The organism is Nonomuraea antri (assembly GCF_013283785.1).
Lineage (GTDB): Bacteria > Actinomycetota > Actinomycetes > Streptosporangiales > Streptosporangiaceae > Nonomuraea > Nonomuraea antri.
In genome coordinates this window covers 1-1,221 of record NZ_JABCPZ010000548.1, presented here as the reverse complement: position 1 = coordinate 1,221, position 1,221 = coordinate 1, and the positions used below count along the sequence as shown (strand labels likewise).

The window sequence follows — 1,221 nt, the reverse complement described above, 5'->3', positions numbered from 1 at the left end:
GGCCGCGCAGGAAGCAGGGCATGGGCGCGGCCGGCGTGCTCGGGATCGTGTTCGGCTCGATGGCCGCGCTGTTCGTACTGATCGTGATCGGCGCGTTCGTGTTCGCGAGCTCGTCCGGCTCGGACACGACCACGCCGGTCGCGCTGCCCTCGTACGATCCCACCTACGAGCCGCCGCGCAGGTCCACCGAGCGTCCCACGACCGACAGGAGCGACGAGCCGAGCGAGGAGCCGACCACCCAGCGCCCGACACAGCGCCCGACACAGCGGCCCACCGAGAACGGGAACGACACGACGGTCAACCCGCCCGCCAAGGTCACGCTCAACACGAGCCTGAAGAACAACACCCTGTACAAGGCCGGCGGCCTGCCCAGGCTGGGCTGCCCGGCCGGCAACGTCAACATCTACAGCCACAGCCAGCTCAAGGCGCTGATCCTCAGGACCGGCCGCTGCATGGACCGGGCGTGGGGCCCGATCCTGCGCAAGGAGGGCATCGCGTTCAGCCCGCCCGGGTACGCGATCGCCGCCAGGCGCGGCAGGGGCGCGTGCGGCGACTACCCGTCGGCCGGCAGCATGGTGCCGTACTACTGCCCGCGCAACAACACGATCTACGCCTCCACCTCGGCCATGGCCAGGGGCAACGGCAACGCCCGCGGGTACGGCCAGATCATCTCCTGGCACGGCGGCATCATCAGCATGATGGCCCACGAGTACGGCCATCACGTGCAGAACATCACCGGCCTGATGAACTCCTGGTGGGCGCAGACGCTCGACTCCTCCAGCCAGAGCGGCAAGCTGGCGCTGAGCAGGCGGCTCGAACTGCAGGCCACCTGTCTCGGCGGCATGTGGATGCGGTCGGTCGCGGCCTCCTACCCGGTCACCACCGCCAATCGCGGCCGGCTGTTCTGGTTCTACGCTCAGGTCGGCGACTATCCGGGCTGGCCGCGGGATCACGGCACTCCGGCCAACAACAATCGGTGGTTCAGACAGGGCTGGGAGAAGAACCGGACTTTCCAGTGCAATACCTGGTTGGCGTCTTCCTCGGCGACGTCCTGACGTCATATGGCGTTCATCTCAGCTTGGGCACATGTCTCTGATGTCCATATATGGGGGCTAGAATCCTGGCAATCTTGTGCCCAATGGGGGGCGTGACCCAGGGGTTTCGCCTGGTAGGCCTGTGAAGGAGCCGGTGTGAGCAAGCGTGACGGGGTAGGCACCGAAC

Annotated in this window: 1 protein-coding gene; it reads left to right on the top strand. The window is 67.2% G+C overall.

The genetic code is table 11. The annotated features are described in order from the left end of the window. Positions 1–1,055: neutral zinc metallopeptidase (locus HII36_RS55270; protein ID WP_173531402.1), on the top strand; the 1,055-nt coding region annotated here is incomplete at its 5' end. Positions 1,056–1,221 lie beyond the last annotated feature (166 nt).